This window comes from Fibrobacter sp. UWB3 (assembly GCF_002210405.1).
Lineage (GTDB): Bacteria > Fibrobacterota > Fibrobacteria > Fibrobacterales > Fibrobacteraceae > Fibrobacter.
This window is the reverse complement of the sequence record NZ_MWQJ01000010.1, coordinates 130,042-148,207: the sequence shown is the minus strand read 5'-3', so window position 1 is coordinate 148,207 and position 18,166 is coordinate 130,042. Positions and strand designations below refer to the sequence as shown.

The following is an 18,166-nucleotide window of genomic DNA, read 5'->3' as shown; positions in this document are numbered from 1 at the left end:
CGCTGGATTCACGCCCCGCCTGACGCAACACGTCGGGCGGGGCTTTTTCTTTTTTGTGCCGCCCGCCACTTCCACGAATCAGCGCTGGCGCGCTGTCATGCCGGACTTGCTCTGTCATTCCCCTAACGTGGCCTGACTTGTTCGCCTCGGATATAGAAACATGCAAGCATGTTTCTGCATCACTCGGCTCCGTTGTCATTCCCCTAACGGGGCTTGACAGCTGCGGCTCGGCAATAAGAATGAGTATACTCATTCTTGCTGCACTCGCCTTGCGTGTCATTCCCGCCCCCGAGCGGGAATCCCCTGCCCGTGCCGGATTTGTGTAGGGAAGTCTCGTTTAAAACGTTTTATACCTTGTCTAAAATGGCCTTTTTAAAGTTGATGGATTAATTTGTATTAATTCTACTTCAAATACTTTGTCTGCACTATTTGGGTGCGAATCGTTCTTTTTTCGGGGGCTTTCTTCACGTTTTTTGGGAATGTCGATTTCTATACATAATTTTGGTTCAAAAGAATTCTTTTTTTTTTAATATTTTTGTTTTTTTACAAAAAAATAGTGTAAATTTAAACTTACGGGTGTGGAATAACTAAAAGGTGAGTGTTGTATGAGACACCTGTATTTGGCTTTTTGTATTTTGGGCGCTGCTGCGTCTTCGGCTTTTGCTAGTTTGACTGTTCACTTGCAGTCTCCTTTTGGCGTTGCCGCTACTACTTATTCTCCTCACGTTGTTGAGAATGCTTCGGAACCGGTTGTTGGAGCCACTTCTTCTACTTTAATGAAGAGTGAGAGCGACAATTGGTATTCTTATACGTTCAAAAAATCCCTTTCTGATTTTAAGGGTACTGAGACGCTTAGCTTTAAGGGATGTACCGATGATGCTAAGGCAACTTGTGTTGCTTGGCCTCAGGGCACTGATATTAATATTTATGATCTTTTTGAGGGCAGTTCCGAAGTCTGGATTTATACAGATGAGGAGACTGGAGATTATACGAAGTCCTTTGCGGCTCCGGGTTCCAAGATTGTTTGGTTCAAGAGCCCGTGGGGTAACAAGGCCCTCCCTCAGATGGTGTTTGCTGAAGATACCATCGTGATGCATTTTTCTGAGGACGAGACGAAGTGCGGCTGGTTCTATGGCGCAATCTCGCCTGAAATGTTAGAAGGCCGCGTGCTCCAGATGGCTTATTTTACGCGTTTCAAGGCTCCCTGGTTAACGATTCCTGAAAGTAAGAATGCAATGATCGACTTGAGCACTGCGCTTTCGAAGAAGGATACTATATATGTTGATGGGACAGAAGCTGTTCCTTCTGCTGGCATCAAGATGGGGAAGGTCGGCGAATGCTTCGACAAGAGCCGTACATTGCATATCTATAATCCGTGGCGTAATAACAGCGTTTATCGTGAAAAAACGATTTATTTGAGCATTGATGGTGTTCGCGCAGATTCTGTTCTCGAAGATGGAAAGAATGTTGCGGGCCCTGCACAGACCGGGCTTGCTTTTGACAAGGATTATAAGTACTGGCTCTCTTTAAGTTTCTCGGATTCTATTGTGTCTTCTGCTGCATGGAAGTCTGAAGATGCCAAGGTGCAGATTACTCGTAGTTTCGATGAAAATATTTTAATTCATTACTTTAGTGAAAAGAATCGCCCGGTTGCAAGCGACTTGTTCCCGTCTGGTGTTTATGAGACATGGTTCTTTACCAGCTCTACTATGGAAGATCTTGATTTTTCGTATGCACCGCTTGAACGTAAGGTCGTCCGCTTGTTGAGCCCGTGGAAAAATACGCCGACTTCTTTCATTGTCGATGCGAACAACGATGTCGTGAGAATGTCTACGTTCTCGAAGGATACCTGCGGCTGGTTCGAAGGTACGTATTACAAGCATGCCCCGGATTGGAAGGTCTATTTCAAGCAGAGTTTTGGTCTTGAAAAGTATGCTATGGAAGGCGTTGTCAAGGCTAGTGATGATATTGAAGGCTTGATTAACCTGGACTCCTTGATGAGTGAACACGATACGGCGTGGGTCTATCCGCGTGATAGGAGCTATAGTAGCCCGGAGGCTTCTGCGAAATATCCCAACAAGCTTGGTGAATGCCCGAGCATGAAAATTTCTGCAAGGCTTATAGACTGGGCTGGCGAAACTTATCATGATAGTATAGACATTGACTTTGGTCATACACAGGGGGGGAATGCTTACACAAAGGTTGGCAACGATAGTACTTGCCAAGCTGAAATTGTAAAGGGTATGGTGCAGAGTTCACTTGTGAATGGTTATCCTGCTCGTGTTGATTCTTTGAGTTATCCATGGAGTCAGTGTGCTGCTGGTCATGAAATTGATAAGTGGTTTATTCCACAATTTATCCAGCTGGATCCGACAACAGGTGATTCTCTTTTCAATTCAGTTTGTAAAGATATTGAACTCCAGCTTGACGATGAAGGATTCTGGTATGCTGATTATACGAACGAATCGGGTGATTGCAATGATTCTGTAAGCCCAGGATTCTTCCCATTAGATGATTTTAAATATCTTGATGAAGCGCAGACGGTAAAGAATCCCAAATACGACAGCAATGTTGTGTGGTATGTTAGGTGGGCTGGCGAAAAAGATTGGAAACTTGATACCTGCAAGCACAACTATAGCTTTGCGATGTCGGTTTCTGCGAGCTTCAAGTATGTAAAGGGTCAGTACTTTGAGTTCCGTGGCGACGATGATGTGTGGGTGTTTATTAACAATAAGCTTGTCGTGGATATTGGCGGTATTCATGAAAAGGTGGAAGGTGCAGTCAACCTTGATACGATTGGCCAGGGTGACCCGAAAAACAAGCTCGTTGAAGGACGTGAATATCCGTTCCATATCTTCTATGCCGAACGTAATGCGACGGGTTCCAACTTCAAGATGCGAACCTCCATCAACTTGCAGAAGCAGAACACGTACCTCCCGATTGTCAAGGAAAACTCCAAGAGCAATATCACGGGTATCCTTAAGCTGAAGATGGATTCCAAGGCTGTTAGTTGCGATCCGCGTACAACATCTGCGGCAGATACGAGCGATGCTCCGTCTATCTTCTACCTTGCAGGTAGCAACCTCTCTGAAACCAAGGAATTGAGTGTCGGTATTAATTTTGCCGGTGGTATCGTTATCAATGCGGATAAGGCTGGCTTTGAAATCAATATCGATGAAATTGTGAAGCAGCGTTCGTTGAAACCGGGAACGTACACCTTGTACTACTTCCTCGAAGAAGACATGTCTTTGAACGATTCTTACGAATTCACAGTGCCTAAATACCCGATGCCGGAGATTGCGTTTGTTGACGTGTTCAGTGAAAAGTCTGGAGACAAGTTGACCGCATTTGACCCGAAGAACAAGAATCTGAAGGGCGAAACGATTGTGGTTGGCGAAAATGACACGTTGATGACTCATGTCCGCTATCCGGAAATCAAGTACATCGAGGTCATGGTGACCTATATGGGCAATATTTGCGAAGACTGCAATGTTATGCTGGACTTGGTTCCGAGCGACAGGAACATGCTCTTCTACGATGAGACTGAACAGCAGAAGAACACTGTGATAACGGATGACAAGGGCATTGCCCGCTTCTATGTGATTGGCAATGCCCCGATGACTGGCGCTTCGTTTAGCGTTGTCGGTGTTAGCGGTGTCCAGAACCAGCTCAAGTGGGAAAATATCAACTTCAAGGATCCTGAAATTCCTTTGGCCAAGACCGGCGAAATTTACGACCGCAATGGCGACGGTGTTCCGGACAGTATCTACGTTCCGTTTGAATTCAATGCCTTTAAGAAGCATGAGCTGGATTCCATTGCCTGGAATTTTGGCAGCAAGGACTGGCGTGAATTCTCCATGGATAAAATTTCGGATTTCGTCAAGAACGATTCGACCGTTATCATTACGGCTGACAGCTTGATTGATTCCGTGTTGACGGGTGCATCAAAGGGCATTATCGAAGGAAACTTCCTCTACCAATACATTTATGAAGACGATGCGACGATTTCGACGCAGATGTCCGATGTGATGGTGACGAAGATTCAGGAAAGAATCGGTGCAATCATGCTCGAAAAGCCGATGCTCAAGATTATGTCGGATAATGTGGTCAAGGTGACGATCAAGCTTTCTGAAGCCTGCAATTCCAGTGGACTTGGAAATACCAGGTTTATTGAACTGAAAGACAAGAACGACGAGATTGTCGATCCGGCAACATACAAGATTCTTTCGTATGATCCTTCGGGCGAAAGCGACTACTATGACCTTGTGTTCCAGAAGTCTACTGAATATATCATTCCTGAAGTTGGCTTCAAGATCCGCTTGTTGCCGGGTGTATTGCCGGATAAGCTCGGGAATACGCCGCACAAGAACAACCCGTGGCGCAGAATCGAAGGTGAACAGCCGCTCGAAACTGAACGTCCGAAGGTCGTGACGGTCAATCCGGGCATGTTTGAAGATAATCCGTGGCCGGGCGATACCAATGACGTGATTGCGGTCCGTGTGGATCCGGAACTCACTTTGAAGGAAGTTATCCAGGAAACGGGCTTGCCGGGCGTGTTGGTGAAGTTCCAGCTGAACGACTACGCTACGACACTGTTGCTGAGCAAGGCTGACAGTGCAACTAGGGATGAAATCTTGAGCAAGGTCAAGGTCCGCTGGGATATCGAATTCTTCTCTAGCCTGGGTCAGTACGTGAACTGGGTCAAGGGTGAATTCGCATGTAACGACAAGAGCGTCTATGGTACGGACTGTATCCAGAATGCCGGCAACATGTTCTTCGAATGGGATGCCATGAGTGACAAGGGCCGCATGGTTGGAACGGGCGTGTATATCGCGAAGTTCAAGTTCAAGATTTTCTCGGATACGGAAATCGTTGGCAAGGGCGAAGAGACGTTCACGTTCGGTATCCGCCGCAACGAGAAATACAAGCACGGAACAAAAAAGATCAAATAGTTTTGTACGAGAAGGCGAAGCCCGACTGTCATCCCGGACTCGTTCCGGGACGGGCATGACTGCTTCTTGTTGTAATGTTAACCCCGCCTCGAGCGGGGTTTTTCTTTTTTTACTTTTTTTTCCTTATTGCATTTTGATTTTTGAATAATTGAATATATCTTTTAGCTAAAGTGTGGGCAAAATTAAGAGGGTGTTGAATGAAACACTGTTGTTTGGGTATTTTTGCTTCATTGTCTTTAGCAGCCACTGCATGGGCAGACCTGACGGTGCATTTACAGTCGCCTTTCCGCAATGATGCAACTGCTTCAGAATATATTCCGCATGTTGTCGGTAGCGTAACGGAGTACAATCCGGGTTTTGGTGATTTGTCCAAGACCATGATGAAGAGCGAAGGCGACAACTGGTATTCGTATACATGGACGGGCAAGACGATTGCCGATTTCCAGGAATGGCAAGACTTTGAATTCAAGGCATGCCCCAATACGGACGACTATAACTACAATAATAACGCTTGCGTTTCGTGGAAGGAAGGCGGAAAGCCCAGGATTACATCGTTCTTTGGTTCTGAAACGGAAATCTGGCTTTATACGGATGTGACGGACATGTCCTACAAAAAGTCGTTCATGGCTCCGGGTTCCAAGATTGTTTGGTTCAAGAGCCCGTGGGGCAACAAGGCTCTCCCCCAGATGATTTTTGGTGCGGATTCCGTGCTGATGCGCTTTAGTGAAGATGACAAGACGAAGTGTGGCTGGTTCTATGGTGCTTTGACACCAGACAAGATGGCGGCGAACGCAATCAAGGTTGCCCATTTTATCCGCTATAAGGCTCCGTGGTATGCAGTGCCGGCGTCTAAGGATTCGCTTATTGATCTTGGTTCGCTTTTGTCGCTGAATGATACGGTTTATGTGGATGGAACTGCATCAAGCCCTACTGCATCTGCTGAAATCGGGACTCCAGGTGAATGCTTTGACCCGACTCGACGTTTGCATGTTTACCACCCGTGGCGTACGAACACGACATTCCGTGATAGCGCTTTCTATATCAAAATTGATAATAACATCTTGAATACGCCGACGCCGTTGAGCGATGAAGGCGAATATAAGTATTGGCGCCATATTGATTTTGCGGATACGGTTGTGGAGTCTTCGCAGTGGAATTCTCAAATGTCGCATGTGCAGATTCTGCGTGGCAGCAACGAATGGCCGCAACATCCTTATTTCCCGGAAGCGTCGCGCCCGCTTGCAAGTGAGTTTTTCCCGACTGGAATTTATGAAGTCTGGTTCTATACGTCAGTTTCGCTTGGAACGATGGACTTTGCTTATTATCCGCCGGAGCCCAAGGTCATTCGCCTGAAGAGCCCGTGGGACAATACTTCACCGTCGCTGGTTGTGGAATCTATGGGCGAGGTTGTCAAGATGGCTCCGCTTGCAGATACGTGTGGCTGGTATAGCGGTACGTACTACAAGCATGTCGATGATTGGCGTGTTTACTTTAGACAGACTTTTGGTATGGAGCGTTACGGTGGCAAGGGTGTTGTCGCGGAAAAGGACGAGCTCGATTCCCTGATTTCGCTGGATTCTTCCTTGGCGTCGCGTGACACGGTCTGGGTTTATCCGAACCCGAAGCAGCGCTATGAGCCGAACGATACGACGGTATATCCGGGCATTCTTGGCATTTGCCCGTCGCTCAAGATTTCGGCACTTGTTGTGGACTGGGCCGGTGAAGGCTTCCATGACAGTATTGACGTGGACTTTGGTAACATCTGGTCTGGTAACCCCTATACGACGGTCCTCTTTAATGGAGAGGAATATTCGAACTGCAAGGCGGAACATTCGGCAACGTACGATGGCGTCGCTCTTGGCATGGTCCAGGATACGCTCGTGAATGGCCTGCCTGCACGTGTCGATTCCTTGAGTTACCCTTGGAGCGAATGCTCAGCGGCTCATGAAATCGAGAAGTGGTTTGTGCCGCAGGTGGTGGCGGCGGATGCGGCTGGAAAGGAATACACAAATGCTGTTTGCCGTGACATTGACCTTGTGCTGGACGAAGAAGGGTTCTGGCTTGCAGATATTTCGGAGAATAATGAAGATGGCGGGTTCTTTCCGATTGACAATCTGGAATTCTTGGATTCGGCAAAGACGGTGCGCAACCCGAAATTTGACTGGGATGAACAGCTGACCAAGAACGGTAAAAAGCACAACTATAGCTTTGCCATGAAGATTTCTGCCCAGTTCAAGTACATCAAGGGCCAGTATTTTGAATTCCGCGGTGACGATGACGTGTGGGTCTTTATCAATAACCGCCTCGTCGTGGATATCGGTGGTTGCCATAATCCGGTAGAACGTGCTGTGGATTTGGATACGCTTGGACTTATTGAAGGCCGTGAATACCCATTCCATATTTTCTTCTCGGAACGCAATGCCAATGGTTCGAACTTCAAGATGCGTACGTCGATCAACTTGCAGACGCAAAAGACGTATTACCCGGTAGAAGAAAAGACGACGGATGGAACAATCAAGTACAACATTTTGCAGCTGTTGATGGATGAGTCGATCAGTTGCGATGTCTCTAGCACGACGAAGATTGATACGATGCCTGCTCAGTCCTCGTTTGTCTTGTTTGGCGATGACGAGAGAATCCCGTCGACGGGTATGGAGCTTTTGCCGGGAACGATTGAAGGTATCAACATCGATGCCAACATGGCTGGCTTTGTAATCGATACGGTGGAAATTGTACGCAAGCGTTCCTTGGCTCCGGGATCTTACATGTTGCAGTTCTTCTTGGCTAGTGATATGAGCCAGTCTAGCTCTGTCTACTTTACGGTGCCTGCGTACCCGCTCCCGGATATTGCTTTTATCGACGTGTTTAACGGTCCGGAAGCCTACAAGGCGTTTGATCCGACGGGCATTAGCTTGCGCGGCCTTCCGTTTGATGGATCAGCTTATGATACTCTCTTGACGCATGTGGCTTACCCGGATACGGTGCCTTTACAGGTGGGCGTGTACTACATGACGAAACTTTGTACGGACTGCTTTGCCGTTTTGGACTTGAAGACTTCATTCCCGATTTCTTTCTTGGATGAAAAGAAGCAGCGCGTGAATAAGCTGATTACCGATTCTACGGGTGTCATCAGGTTCTATGTGGTTGGCGATTCCTCGGTGACGAACGCTAGCTTTGAAGTTTCTGGAAGCGGAGTCGCGAATGTGATTTCGTGGGGCAACATCCACTTCAAGGAACCGCCTGTGCCGTTTGCAAGTCTTGGCGAAGCGTTTGACCGCAATGGTGATGGTGTGCTGGATAGTATTTCTGTTGTGTTCAACAAGCCGTTTGGCGAAACTATCCCGGATACGATTGCCTGGACGTTTGGTAGCGACGACTGGCATATGGTTGCCTCTGTGCCGAGCGTTACGGCGTTGATGCAGGGCGAACAGAGCCTCTCTATTTATGCCGACAGTTTGCTGAATGTGGCATTTACTGGTGGCTCCAAGGAACTTTATCAGGGGTCCTTCAGGTACCATTATACGTACATGGATAAGGAAACCGGACAGATGACGCAGCTCAGCTTGGATGGGCTTGCCATTGAAGACCGCATTGGCGCCATTCTTTTGGAAAAGCCCATTGTGAAGCCGATTTCTGCTACGGTGAACAAGCTGACGGTCTATATCAGCGAGGCCACGCAGGCGAACTTGCTCAATGGAATGGCGTTCCTTGAATTCAAGGACAAGGCCGGTGAATTGATAGACCCGTCGCTTTTTGCGGTGCTTTCTGTTTCGCCGACGAGGACAAGCAATTACTATGATGTGCTGTACCAGAAGACATCGGATAACGTTGTTCTCCCGGATGTGGGCTTCATGGTGCGCCTTGTTCCTGGTGTCTTGCAGGACTTGAACGGCAATGTGCCGCATGTGAACAATCCGTGGCGTCGAATTGAAGGTGAACAGCGCGTAGGCGTGGAAACTCCGGGCGTTGTCTCTGTGGATCCGATGAACTGGACTCCGGAAAAATGGCCTTACCAGGCGGATGTCGCTCCGGTCCGTGTCGATGTGTCTAAGAAGCTGGACGATGTCATTGCCGAAAGAGGGCTCCCGGGCGAACTGATTACGTTTGACTTGAGCGAAGTCGCGAAGACGCTCCTTTTGAATTCGGATGAACCTAGAGAAACGGTACTTGCAAAGGCGAAGATTAAGTGGGAAGTGGAATACTTCTCGACGCTTGGGCAGTTTGTCAATGTGCAGAATGGCTCTGTTGCCTGCAATGACAAGGCTGTGTTCGGCACGGACTGTGTCGATAATCCGGGTAACGTGTTCTTGATGTGGGATGCCCATACCGCTAAGGGACGCTGGGTTGGTACGGGTGTCTATATCGCGAAACTCAAGTTCAAGATTTTCCAGGGCGACAAGGTTGTCGGAAAGTCCGATGAAACCTTTACTTTGGGTATTCGCCGTCACGGCAAAAAATAACCACAACTTATCAACAGCTTAAGAATAGGCCTCGCGGAAAGTAACTCTTTGAAACTTAACGGGTTACACGCGGGGTTTTCTTTATGCCTGAATTTTATTTACAAAGGGTGTTGATAGATGTTGAAAGTCTATTGGAAATTTGAAGTTTTTTGTAGTAATTTCGTGATAATTTGTTGCCAAACGTATCTTTTTTATTTACATTGTCCAAAAAATTGCGCATTTCTGGCAAATGTGGGTTCGCCAGGAATGTCGTTTGTCATTTGGAACCCGTAAGGTTGAATGGAATGAAACTGATTCTCAAGACTCTTGCCGCAGGACTTTTCGCCTTCTCGATGGCGAATGCTCAGGATGATGTCCCTGCCGATGCCGCTTTGGCCCCTGCTTCTGACAAGCCGACGATGGCTAGAAGCGAACTCCCGGTGGGCGCCGATATTTCGAACCGTTACCTCGAACGCGTTTTCTACCATTGGAAGGACAACAAGGAAAAGGGCATCATCAAGGTGTTTATCCACACGGATGAACTTGCCGAAGAACGCGAACCGGACGTGTTGAACTACGACGTGCTTTATAGGGATGCCGACAGCAATGTCGTGTTCTGGAAGGACCATGTTGCAAAGTGCGTCAAGTGCTTTGGTAAGCCGGTTGTCGATGGCCCAACCCCGAATACTCCGAAGGCTCTCGTGTATGACTGGGATCCGAAGAAGATTGACGATACCACCAAGACGATGCTCGAAGGCGAATTGCCGGCTGAAGTCTACATGATCACGAAGGACAACGATATCAGAAATCTCAAGTCCCGCTGGATTGGCCCGTCTGACAAGGAACAGGGTGAAAGCGAATTCGTGCGCGCTTACCGCTTTGGCTCCATCATGAAGTATAACGACAAGAACGCTTTTGCGATGGCTTTCGTTTACAAGAAGGGCGGCAAGTTCTTCTATGTGCCGGAAGGATACGGCTATATCGACCAGGGTGTTTACAAGGGCGTCGCTTTCCCGGAAAAGTTCTACGAAGTTGAAGTGACTGACTTCAAGGAAATCGTGGGCAAGTCTCCGATCGAAGAAGTCCAGGATGCTATCAAGCGTGGCCCGACTCCGGTCAAGATGGCTGATCTCCCGAAGCAGACCTGGAAGGGGCCGAAGATTGAAAAGGAACTCAAGGCTCTCGTGAAGGGTTACAAGATCAAGAAGCTCATCATCACGAGCGACTCTTGGGAATACCGCAGAAACTTCTTCGGCTTTGTCCTTTACAGATGGGTCGGATTTGACATTGTCTATGACGGCAAGAACAAGGACGGCAAGAAGGCTACCATGTACAAGTCTGGCTTTATTGCAAAGCAGATGAGCAATGGCAGCGGCTTTGATAAGAAATTGATCATGACGGGTTCTCCGGTTTCTTGGAACCGCGAAGTTCTCGACTGGAAGTAATCTCTGGTCGCCTGATTTTAGGAGCGGCTCCCATTAGCGTGGGGGTCGCTTTTTTTTTATCTTTGATTTCGTGATTCAAATTCAGAACGTCTCTAAGTCTTTTGGCATGCAGGTCCTTTTGGACGGTGCTAGCATGCTTGTTGCCGACCATGAACGCGTCGGTCTTGTTGGTCGCAACGGTTGCGGCAAATCGACCCTTTTCAAGATGATTCTCGGGCAGGAATGTCTCGATGGCGGTAACATCGACATCCCGAAGGGCTATACGATTGGCTATTTGCAGCAGCACATCAAGTTCACGCACCCGACGGTACACGAAGAGGCGTGCAGCGTGCTCAAGGTGAATGAGGACGGCTGGCTCGAAGAACACAAGGTCGAGGCGATTCTTTTTGGTCTTGGCTTTGACGAAGAGAGTATGCAGAAGGACCCGATGCTTTTGTCGGGCGGTTTCCAGATCCGTCTGAATTTGGCGAAGGTCTTGGCGTCGGAACCGGACATGCTTTTGCTTGACGAACCGACGAACTATTTGGACATTGTTTCCATGCGCTGGCTCAGCCGCTTTTTGCGCGCATGGAAGGGCGAAGTGCTTTTGATTACGCATGACCACCACTTTATGGACGAGGTCTGCACGCACACGGTGGGGATTCACCGCCACAAGATGCGCAAGGTCAAGGGAACGGTCGAAAAGTTGCGCGAGACGATTGCCGAAGAAGAAGAAGTGGCAATGCGCACGCAAGAAAACGAGCAGCGCAAAAAGGAGCAGCTCGAAAAGGTTATTGAACGCTTCCGCTACAAGGCGGCAAAGGCTGCGATGGTGCAGTCAAAGATCAAGGCTGCAGCAAAGCTTGCGACGGGTGAACGCCTCACGCACGAACGCAACCTGGATTTCAATTTCAAGAACGCGGAATTCCCGGGCAAGCGCATGCTCCAGATTCATGGGCTCTCTTTTGCGTACAAGAACGAAAACGGCTACGGTCCGGAGCTGATTTCGGACCTCGAGTTGGAAGTGTTCAAGGGTGACCGCATTGCGATTATCGGCCCAAACGGTCGTGGTAAAACGACGCTCTTGAACTTGATTGCGAAAGAATTTGAACCGACCCAGGGTACAATCAATTACAACCCGAACCTCAAGATAAATTACTTTGGACAGACGAACATCAACCGCCTGAATCTTGAAAATACGGTCGAAGAAGAAATTGCATCGGCGATTGCGGATGTGTCGCAGAAGAGCCGTGCGCGTAGCCTTGCTGGCGTGATGATGTTCAGCGGCGACACCGCCATGAAGAAGGTCAAGGTGCTTTCGGGTGGCGAACGCAGCCGTGTGCTGTTAGGCAAGATTTTGGCGAACGAAAGCAATATGCTTTTGCTTGACGAACCGACGAACCACTTGGACATGGAAAGCATCGAGAGCTTGATTGATGCGCTTGAAGATTACGATGGCACCGCACTTGTCGTGACGCATGACGAAGAACTGCTGCACGCTTTTGCGACGCGCCTCATCGTCTTCGACGGTGGTAAGTGCCGTATCTTCGAAGGCATTTATGCGGACTTCCTTGAGAAGGTTGGCTGGGCTTCTGAAAAGAAGCCGGGCGGCTCGAACTCTGCAAACATCAAGGTCTCGAATATCGACGTCACGGACGACAAGCCTGTGAGTTCGACGCCGCGCTCCAAGGAAGACCGCAGGGCGCGAGCAGACTACATTGCCGAACGCAGCAAGGTCATTAAGCCGCTCGAAAAAGAGACCGCGCGCCTCGAAGCTGAAATTGCGAAGGCAGAAGCTCTCGGCGGCGAACTTGAAGCAAAGCTTGTGGCCGCCTCGGAATCTGGCGACGGCAATGCGATTACGTCCATTGCAAAAGACATGGACGAAAACAAGAAGCTGACCGAAGAACTTTACGCCGCCTGGGAAAAGGCGAGTGCCGAACTCGAAGCTGCGAAAGACAAGTATAAATTAGACTAGTCAATAGTCTTTAGTCATTAGTTTGGTAGAAGGGAGATGCCCGATCAAGTCGGGCATGACAATGCTATGACAGTTTCGTCATTGCGAGGAACGAAGTGACGCGGCAATCTAGTTAAGTCTACTCCACGCGTTTGCGCGGGGTAAGCGTCATCCCGTTGCTACGGTAGTATTGAATGTCCGTAAGGACTTGGCCCACCCAATAATGCTTTTGAGTTTTTTTGTTTTGAATTTTAATAACGTTTGCTAAAATGAATTTGTTTTTGATAGTTTGAATGGAAATTTGCTAGAAATTTAATTGTTATATTTTGTAAAAATAAGTTTGTAATAAATGATTTCTTGTTGACAAGATAAAATAATGTTATTATTTTATGATGTTATTAATTTGTAATGTTAAAATGAGGTTTATGAAATGAAATTGTGTGTGTTGCAATTTTCTAAATGTTGTAAATCAATTCTTAGGAATTTGATAATGCTGATGGTCTTGACGGCGATGACGAAATCTTTTGCCGTTGATTTCCCGTATTCCGAATGGTCCCTTGCTATGTATGAAGGGGCTTATGCTACTATTAGCGGTGGGACAGTCTCTGTTTCCTATGGTGGCTATGATTATTGGCATGTTCAATTGACTCGTAGAAATATTGAATTGCAAGACGGTAAGACTTATGAGCTGAAATTCTTTTTGCAGGGCGTTGGAGAAAGGAAAAATACCGAAATTCGAATTGGTAGAGATGGCGCTCCATATGATGCTTTCGCTGAATTTGGTGAAATTGCAGCAACAGTTAATGGTCGTGTTATAACCAAAACATTTAAAATGGAGTCTGGTAACGTTGATGATGCGCGGCTTGAGTTTAATCTAGGAAAGGGATCCGGCACGGTTTATTTTTCTGACGTCAGTTTAACTTGCCTTGATTGCGGCTCCAATCCTCAAAATACTATAGGAAGTGATCTTGCTGTAGGTTTCAATGATATTTTGGATTATACTGTTATAGCCGATGAAGTTGATTTTCGCCCTTATTCCATGGCTTTAGGGGATATCTTTGGAGCGAAACTTCTGTTGGGCGCAGATTCGAAAATTTATGGAAATGTAGATGCGTCGAATGAATGCGCATTGTACGAAAGAGCTTATATGGAGGGAGATTTGCAATATGGCAATCCCTGTATGGAACAGAATTATGTTGTTGTTTCGTCGAAGAAAAAGACTTCTTTGGTGAAACCGGTTGTTGCTCTTCCCGAATTTTCCGCTGGTGTAGAGCCGATTTCCGTTAATTTGGATGAATCTGTGATTCTTCCTCCAGGAAATTATGGAACGTTTTATGCCAATGCGAGATCAAAGGTGTCATTTTCGTCTGGATCCTATACCTTCCAGAGCTTTTTTACGGAACCCGATGCTCAATTCACGTTTGATATGACTTCTGGTCCTGTGTCCATTGCTGTAGCGGGAAATGTTCGTTTTGGCGATAGAAATCGCTTTGCAATTATCGGTGGCGGTCCGAATGAAATATCTTGGAAAATTGCTGGAACTTCTGTGAATTTTGGAACGGATGGCCTGTATTTTGGTTCGATAATAGCTCCGGCTGCGTATGTTAATGTTCCGTCTCGTTCTCATTTGGTGGGGGGGGTGTATGCGAATAAATTCAGGATTGAACCTCAATCAACTGTTTCGCGGCAGCCACGTATAGATGAAATTTCCCATAGCGAAGAACATTTTGGTCCATTCTTTGAATCTGGGATTTATCGTTATCGTTCTGTATTGCCTACGAACGCTGAATCTGTGGAGATGTATGTGTACTCAAAGAATTCAAATGTGAAAATTAATGGAGGCGATTCTAAAGTTATTGATCTTTCCTCGTCTAATACAACAGTGAATATATCGGTTTCTCGTGATATGATTTCGGGCTTCCCGGTTGAGGCGTTTAGCAGCAATTACAAATTTGAATTTGTGAAGAACTCAAATTATCGTGTTTATTGGAATCCGCAGACTCCGTGTAAGGATGGGTGCGATGGTTCTACTGTTGCAACAGCAATCGGCGATTTTGAAACAGTTCTTGAAATTGCAAAGACTACTGGCCGTGAAATCAATATGGCTGGTGGTACATGGAATGCTGCTGCAAAGTATAGTGATGGCGTTGTTCCTTGGAAGGTTGGCTTTGAATTGGTTGGTTATAAGGGAAATATTTGGGATTTGAATTCTGAGAGTGATTTGCCTCTTATTAATCTTGGTGAAACATCCCGTATTGAAATTGAAGGACGTTCGCCGCGTAGTTTGGTAGGCGTGCGGATTACAAACGGATTTAATGTGGGCAATGGTGGTGCTGTTAGTGCGGATAACGAAAAGCTTACGGTTAATAATGTTATAATCTCTGATGCGAAATCACATGGCGATGGCGGCGCGTTGTATGCTGCTGGTGTTTTGAACCTTGAAAATGCCAGATTCTCTGGTAATGCCGCTTTAGGCGATGGTGGTGCGGTTGTAGTTAATGGCGAAACAAATATGCTCAATGTGATTTTTACGGGAAATCTTTCTGGTAAAAATGCTGGTGCCGTTGAACTTGTTGCTGGTAATACCTATATCGGTAATGCGATATTCCATAACAACCACGCTGCTTTGGATGGCGGCGCGATAAACAACGAATCTGCGACATTAAATCTTTGGAATTCGACATTCTTTGCCAATGTTGCTATGGTTTCGAATCCCGCCATTGGTGGTAATGCAAATGGAACTATTGGGAATAGTATTTTTTGGAAGAATGCTACGCCGAGTTGCGCTCCTGGCGAATGTGCTGGTGAAGTTGTTAACGGTTATCATGTCTTGAATTCATCATTGTCTAAGACGTATTCTGGTTGGGGTGAGTTTATTTATTCAGGAGATCCGAAATTTGTTGACGAAGCAAATTTTGCGGGCGAAAATATGTTTATGGGGTATGATGCTGGAATTAACCTTTCAAATGAATCGCATTTAGTGAGTGCTGGTACGAAAAATGTGAATGTTCCTCTAGCTGATATTATTGGTTCTGATCGTGAACTTAGTAGTATTCCGTTGGGGCCGTATGGATGGACGTTAAAAGAAGGAGGGGAATCTTTTATAGGGACTCTTGGGGTTGATGGTAAAGTCCAAACTATAAAACCGGCTATTCCGTTGATTGATGAAATAACTGGTGATTGGTATAGGAATTATTTGGCAAAGTCGCCTTATGCGCGTGTAATGAAATTTTCTGTAAGAAAGCACAGTAAAACAAATCTTTCTGAGGCAAATGTGACGTTGTGGGTGAAAGATGTTAATGGCTCGAAACGAACAGATGTTAAGCCTATTCGCTTTAAAGTATATCGTGTTGGTGATGAAAATGGGAAATACGTATTCCAAACTATGACGCAAACAAAAGGAAAGCCAATTGTTTTTTCGAGACGTCCAGAAGATGCTAAAAATTATGAAAATGTAATTGTAATTTGTATGAAAGAATTATCGGATTTTTTTCATATAGAAGCTTCAAAATAAGGAGATCTTATGTTTGTTAAAATTATATTGTCTGTTATAACAGCTTTGTTGTGTATTGCTTGTTCTGATAAAAAAGTTACGAGTGATGTTGATTCAACTGAGGAGACTGCAAAATGTAGGGAAAACTATGATCCGGCAAAATGTGAAGATATTGTATTTGTAAATTGTCATGAGCTTTCTGCAGTTGATCCAGAATATTGTGATTTCGATGATTTTGAGTCTGATTATGTTCCTGGTGGAACCATGTCTAAAGAAGAATTATTTAAAGAATATCCTAATATTTTGGCGGAGTCTCATGCAGAAGGCTCTGTAATTGGCTTTACTTGGCAAAATACGCTTCCATGGTATTATAGATCCAAAGAACATAAGTATGGGTTTGATAAAGACCCAATGTCTAATTGGCCTGATTACATTGAAGCAGGAAAGGATGTTTATGTTTCGGTTGCTAAAGGGGAAGTTGCTAAAGTTAAATTAAAGGTCCCTTCTGAATATTCAAAAATATCTTTAGTGAATAAAGATGGTGTTAAAATGTGTTCAGGAAGTACATGTGATGGAGATGTGTCTTTGGATGCGGGTGATTATAAACTTATGGATGGTAATAATGATCTTGACAGAAATTTACATGTGATAGCGTATGAAAAAAAAGGACCTTATGAAATAACGTATGTTCAGTTTGATGGCGAAGATGGATCTTCGTGTTTGGGAGAGGCTGGATGTTATGAAAGAAATACACTGCAGACTAAAATGAATGAAGTTTTTTCACAAGCTGTTATGAGCGTGAATCTCAAAGAAATAAAACCATCTGAAATAGGTCTTGAAAGTTTATTAGAGTTTGATATGACTGATGGTGGAGATGATGCGATTTATAAAACATTGCGAGATAAAATATTGCTTCGAAATCCTATGTTTAAGGAATTTAATGAAGCTAGATTTAGGTATGATGAATCAAAAAATAATTGCGAAAAATATAAAGAAGAAGGAAATGCTGCCTATCAGGATGCTTGGTGTAAGCAATATGAAGAAGATAAATTGATTTATAAGAAAAAAAGTGAAGCAGCTGTAAAGAATCCGGTAAGAGCGGTTGTTGGTATAAATAGTTTTAGACTTATTTGGAAATTAAAAAATCAAAAAAATTCAAATGAGCTGAGTTTTCCGAAAAGTCAAGAAGCTTTTTATACAGCGTATAAAAATCTTTATGGGAATGGTTTTGGTAAAGGTGCTGAATTGCCTGTGTTTTTAAAAAGTTATTCGAATAAATGCTCAGGAGGTGCTGGTGAAAAACCTGTGCCTGTTGTTTTAAAATTTTTAAATGGACCTGATCCTATTGTGGTTTCGTTGCTCGGACAATCTGGTGAACCAATTTCGTTTAGTTCAGATTGTGATTATTTGTATGTTGATACTTATGCATTCCTTCCTGGTATGCAAAATAAAGCGCAAGTAACTTATCCTTATAGAAATGATGATGACGAACTTGTCGGTGCGGTATCTATAGCTCCTCGTAGGGTGGGAGAGTCATCTTTAAATACGCTTATTCATGAAGTTGGTCATCAGTTTGATTTGTCTGATTTGTATATAGATGGGGGGGATCCGTCTGTGCCTTATTGTATGGAAATGAGTGAAGATGGTAAATTTATATATAAGGAAGAACGTCAGCTTATTGGGGGACAATATTGGATGAGATATTTGTTTACAAAAGAAAAATGTAGTTTTATAACATCAGAGGCAAATCTTATGAATCATGAGGTTCCGACTGGTCCAAAATTAAGATATAGACCGATGCCAATTGTTGAAACGAGCACAAATGATCGTATTGGAACGTTTGATTCTCAGTGGGAATGTCTGCAAAATGCAAATTGCGGTAGGTATAGTGAATAAGGAGT

Annotated in this window: 6 protein-coding genes; all 6 read left to right on the top strand. The window is 45.4% G+C overall.

What is annotated here, in order from left to right; all coding sequences use genetic code 11:
* Positions 1-605 precede the first annotated feature (605 nt).
* The 6 genes from B7991_RS11855 to B7991_RS11830 all read left to right on the top strand — a co-directional run bounded on the left by B7991_RS11855 (position 606) and on the right by B7991_RS11830 (position 18,161).
* Positions 606-4,952 (top strand): fibro-slime domain-containing protein, encoded by a 4,347-nt coding sequence (locus B7991_RS11855; RefSeq protein WP_088631017.1) that lies wholly within the window; start codon positions 606-608, stop codon positions 4,950-4,952.
* Positions 4,953-5,149: 197 nt separating this feature from the next.
* Positions 5,150-9,412, top strand: coding sequence for a fibro-slime domain-containing protein (locus B7991_RS11850; RefSeq protein ID WP_088631016.1), 4,263 nt, complete (start codon positions 5,150-5,152; stop codon positions 9,410-9,412).
* Between the two features lie 284 nt (positions 9,413-9,696).
* Complete coding sequence (locus B7991_RS11845; protein WP_097020775.1) at positions 9,697-10,836, top strand: hypothetical protein; 1,140 nt, start codon at positions 9,697-9,699, stop codon at positions 10,834-10,836.
* A gap of 70 nt (positions 10,837-10,906) precedes the next feature.
* The gene (locus B7991_RS11840; RefSeq protein WP_254917960.1) at positions 10,907-12,793 is read left to right on the top strand and encodes an ABC-F family ATP-binding cassette domain-containing protein; all 1,887 of its coding nucleotides are present in this window, start codon (positions 10,907-10,909) and stop codon (positions 12,791-12,793) included.
* A gap of 469 nt (positions 12,794-13,262) precedes the next feature.
* Positions 13,263-16,286, top strand: a complete 3,024-nt coding sequence (locus tag B7991_RS11835) for a carbohydrate binding domain-containing protein (protein WP_159462301.1) — start codon at positions 13,263-13,265, stop codon at positions 16,284-16,286.
* 9 nt (positions 16,287-16,295) lie between these two features.
* Positions 16,296-18,161 carry a hypothetical protein gene (locus tag B7991_RS11830; protein WP_088631013.1) on the top strand — a complete coding sequence of 622 codons (1,866 nt, stop codon included), beginning with the start codon at positions 16,296-16,298 and terminating at the stop codon, positions 18,159-18,161.
* Positions 18,162-18,166 lie beyond the last annotated feature (5 nt).